Annotated in this window: 3 protein-coding genes; 2 read left to right on the top strand and 1 reads right to left on the bottom strand. The window is 72.7% G+C overall.

Going from position 1 to position 3,574, the window contains the following annotated elements; translation table 11 throughout:
- Positions 1 to 565: hypothetical protein (locus tag ACFVZH_RS40040; protein ID WP_384905546.1), on the bottom strand; the 565-nt coding region annotated here is incomplete at its 3' end.
- Between the two features lie 288 nt (positions 566 to 853).
- Here ACFVZH_RS40040 and ACFVZH_RS40035 point away from each other — a divergent pair.
- On the top strand, positions 854 to 1,423 hold the full coding sequence (locus ACFVZH_RS40035; RefSeq protein ID WP_384905545.1) for a hypothetical protein: 570 nt from the start codon (positions 854 to 856) through the stop codon (positions 1,421 to 1,423).
- 188 nt (positions 1,424 to 1,611) lie between these two features.
- On the top strand, positions 1,612 to 3,405 hold the full coding sequence (locus tag ACFVZH_RS40030) for a S8 family serine peptidase (protein WP_384905543.1): 1,794 nt from the start codon (positions 1,612 to 1,614) through the stop codon (positions 3,403 to 3,405).
- The last annotated feature ends 169 nt before the right edge of the window (positions 3,406 to 3,574 follow it).

Here is a 3,574-nt window from a genome sequence, read left to right as displayed (position 1 = left end):
GGTAGGGGCTGGTGAGCCGTTTGGCGACCACGCCGTCGAAGCCCTCCTCATGCGCGTGCTCGAGTGCCTGGGCGGCGTTCGAGGGCCAGGCCGCGGGTACGGCGATGCCGGGACCGGTGAGGCCGAGGTCGTCGAGGAGGTCCCGGCGGAAGGTATAGGGCAGGTACACCGTCGGCTGGCCGAGGTACAGGATGTCGAAGATCATCAGCTGGACGGGGAGATCCTCGCCGGCGTGGGTGACCGCGTCCGGGTGGTGCAGGCTCATCCGCTGCTGCAGCCGTTCCACGGAGGGGCCGCCGTTGTCGTTCAGAGCGATGATCTCCCCGTCGAGCACCGCCTCGGGCGCGGGCAGCAGGCCGGGCAGGGTCTGGAACTCCGGGTACTGGGCGGTGACGTCGCCTCCCGTCGCGGAGAGCAGGCGCACGCTGCCGTCACCGGGCAGGTGGACAATGATGCGGGCGCCGTTCCAGAGCGTTTCGTAGGCATATTCGGCCTCCGTGTCCACTCCGGGCGGCGGGCCGATCACCGCGAGCATCGGCGACAGGGGCGGCAGCGCATCCCGCATGGCAGGGACGGGGAGGGGCGCATGCTCATTCCACCAGCCTGCGCCCGGCGATGCGCTTCGGCGACCTGTCCGCTCCCCTGTCCCTGAAGAGGCGGACTGGCGGGCACGTGCCGGGCCGATGCCGGGGGCGCGCTGCGTCAACGTCGTGTAAGGGGTGCTACGCCTCTTGGCGGTATGTCCCGGAATGTATTCTTGGCGGGTTGGTGGTTTGCTGCTGCGTGACGGCAGGCAGATGTCCGGTTTGCCGTCCGTCGTGTGGTTCCCCGAAGACTCAAGGAGGAGTCCGGCATGTCCGTCTACACCCCCCAGCAGATCAGCCAGCCGCAGTCCCAGCAGCCGTACGGGCAGCAGATGTCCGGTCAGCCGCTCTGGGGGCTTCAGTCCCAGAACCAGCAGCCGTTCGGGCAGCAGGGCCAGGGCCAGTTCGGCCAGCAGCAGCCGTTCGGGCAGCAGGGCCAGGGCCAGCAGCAGTTGCCGCTGCTGGTGACGGAGCTGTCGCTGCGCTGTTCGGCGACGGCCGTGAGCGCGGTGGTGGAGCAGCTGCGGATGGACCCGCAGATCCTGATGGGGATCCAGGCGCAGGGGCAGATCCCGCCGCACGCCTTCAGCCAGGTGCTGACGGAGTGTGCCCGCCGGATCGCTCCCCTCGTGCACACCGCGCTCGCGCAGATCACCGGCCAGGGCCAGAGCGGCCAGATGAGCCAGTTCGGGCAGGGTGGTATGGGGCAGTTCGGTCAGTTCCCCGGCCAGCAGCCGCAGGGTCAGATGGGTCAGTTCGGCCAGCTCCAGGGACTTGGCCAGGGGCAGGGCCTGTTCGGACAGCCTCAGTACGGGCAGTGGTCCGGTCTGGGTATGTGAGACGCGCCGGGTGGGCCGCTGCCTCCGTTCCCGGGGCGGCCCGCCCGGCCAGCAGGCCGCCGCGCGGACGACGAGCTTCCGCTGTGGCCATGCCGTGGTGGGAGCGGCGGCACGTCCGCTCCCACCAGCGGCGGCTTGAGACACAAGACGTGCAATGGGCGACGGATCTTTGAGATGGCGGTTGGGTGATGACGGAGCAGGGCGGTGGCGTGAAGCCGGGTAACGGCGGCAAGGGCGCAAGGTCCCAGGGCACGCAGAGCACGGCGGGGAAGCAGCCCGGCGAGATGGCGAGCGGGGTGGGTGAGCCGGGCGGGCAGGGTGAACAGGTGCAGCCGGAGATGTCTGCTGGCGCGCGGGTTCGCGGTCTGCGGGCGGGGTGGGGCCGGTATCTGGTGGCGCCGCGTCCGCTGGGACTGCTGGGTGGCGGGGTGCCGCCGGTCGAAGCTTCGGCGCTGTTCGCGCTGCTGGAGGAGGACCCGGAGGTGGAGCCGGTGGCGCAGGTGCGTCCGTCGCGCTCGCGGGGGCTGGGTGCGATCGCGGAGCTCTACCCGGCCTGCCCGCCGGTCGCGGTGGTGGTCATGCCCGAGGAGCGGGCCCGCGCGCTCGCGGCGAATCCGCAGGTGGTCGTGGAGATCGACCAGCCGCTGTCTTACACTCCCGCGGCGGCCTTCGGCGGCCTGGGCATGGCCACGCCGGTGATGGATCCGGCGCTTGCTGTTCCGCTGGAGGAACCCGGGCGGCTGAGTGTCCTGGTCAAGGGCAGTGACGGCGAGAGGCTGCCCGGCGCGCATGTCTGGGCTGTGGGCACCGGTGCCACATCCCACGCGATCACCGGCTCCGACGGGCAGGCCGACCTGCAGCTGGCGGCGGACACCCCGGCCACCCTGCGGGCCTTGTACATCCGCCCGGCGAGCGGCTACTGGCCGCTGCGCATCGACCACCCACACCTTACCCACGGCGTGGAGACGGTCGTGGAGGTGCAGGCGCTAGCGGATACCTTCGAGGGCCCCGGGCAAGCGATGTCCGGCTGGGGAGCGCAGGCGATGCGGCTGCACCAGATCCCGCCTACCTACCGCGGCCACGGCGTCAAGATCGCCCTGCTCGACTCCGGCGCGGACACCAACCACCCCGATCTCAAGGACACGGTCCGCACCGGATACGACTTCACCCGCCTCAGCGGAGAAAAAACCTGGCAGAGCGACTCCACAGGTCACGGCACCCGGTGCGCCGGGATCATCGCCGCGGCCGACAACCGCACCGGCATCACCGGCATCGCCGCGGAGGCAGAACTCCACGCGCTGAAACTGTTCCCCGGCGGACACATCAGCGACCTGCTGGAAGCCATCGACTACTGCGTCACCCACGGCATCGACATCGCCCAGATCAACCTCGCCTACCCCGCCCCCTCCCAGCTGGCCGCCTGGAAACTCCTCGACGCCCACGCCGCCGGCATCGCCCTCATCGCCCCGGCCGGCGACACCGCAGGCCCCGTCACACAGCCCGCCGCACTGCCGGATGTTCTCGCCGTCGGGGCGATCGCGCACACCGCCCGCCCGGCCGGCAGCTCCCACGCCGCCCCGCAGCCGCCGTGGCCCGGCCCCTACCCGGCCCCGTTCACCGCGACCGGACCCGGCGTGGACCTGGCCGCACCCGGCACCGCGGTGATCACCACCGCACCCGGCGACGGCTACATCCCGGCCGACGGGACCACGATCGCCGCCGCCCACATCACCGGACTCGCCGCCCTGCTGCTCGCCCACCACGACCACCTGCGCACCCAGACCGTCCCCCGCACCCCCGCGCGCACCAGCCAGCTCCACACCCTGCTGCGCGCCGCCTGCCGCCCCATCCCCGGCACGGACCCGGCCCGCACCGGTGCGGGTCTCGCCGATGCCCCCACAGCGCTCGGCATCCACACCGCCTGGCAGTACGGCCCCGTGGCTGCGCAGCCGCACACGGCCACCGGGTATCCCCGGGCCTGAGACCAGCAGACACGACACCGCATACACCGCGCCCGGCGCATCCCTCGGCCCCCGCGCCGGCCCGGGGGCGTGTGCGGGGGGGGGCCCCCCCCCCACGGGGCCCCCCGGCGGGGGGGGGGGCCCCCCCCCCCCCCCCCCCCCGCCCCCCCCCCCCCCCCCCCCCCCCCCC

The sequence above is a fragment of the Streptomyces sp. NPDC059534 genome (genome assembly GCF_042743475.1).
Classification (GTDB): Bacteria; Actinomycetota; Actinomycetes; order Streptomycetales; family Streptomycetaceae; genus Streptomyces.
This window is presented reverse-complemented; position numbering and strand designations above follow the sequence as displayed.

Excerpts from the sequence above, each read along its gene's own strand:
- ACFVZH_RS40035 (WP_384905545.1), top strand. The coding sequence starts at position 854 with ATGTCCGTCTACACCCCCCAGCAGATCAGCCAGCCGCAGTCCCAGCAG.
- ACFVZH_RS40030 (WP_384905543.1), top strand. The coding sequence starts at position 1,612 with ATGACGGAGCAGGGCGGTGGCGTGAAGCCGGGTAACGGCGGCAAGGGC.